Source organism: Liquorilactobacillus sicerae, from assembly GCF_029916425.1.
Lineage (GTDB): Bacteria > Bacillota > Bacilli > Lactobacillales > Lactobacillaceae > Liquorilactobacillus > Liquorilactobacillus sicerae.
Genome location: NZ_JAHAVQ010000340.1, coordinates 1 through 400, shown reverse-complemented (window position 1 = coordinate 400; position 400 = coordinate 1). Strand labels below are relative to the sequence as shown.

Genomic DNA, 400 nt, shown 5'->3' with positions numbered 1-400 from the left:
AAATACCAGCAAGAACACCAATTAAAATGTAGACGACAAGTAAAGTAAAACTCATATTTACTATATTAGCGATAAATTGATAGCAGGGTTATTATTTTTTTCATGAAGATTAATAAAAATATATTTTTTTGTTATGAACTTTATATATTCATAATTGTGATTATTTTATCGATTCAACATCAACGAACTTGATAAAATCTAATAAAGCGGTTATACTAGCTTTACTATTGTCTAGTAGTTCAGTGGTAGAACGCCGCACTGTTAATGCGGATGTCGCTGGTTCGAACCCAGCCTGGACAGTTTTCAAAACAGCAATTGATTTTGCTGTTTTTTATTGCCAAATTTTGTCCATTTTTGCTTTGTTAGCCAAAAGAATCTTCAAAGCTGCATAATCGATAAT

The 400-nt window shown here is 30.5% G+C and carries 1 tRNA gene; it reads left to right on the top strand.

The features are described 5' to 3' along the window. The first annotated feature begins 228 nt into the window (after window positions 1-228). A tRNA-Asn gene (locus tag KH893_RS12745) sits at window positions 229-300 on the top strand. The last annotated feature ends 100 nt before the right edge of the window (window positions 301-400 follow it).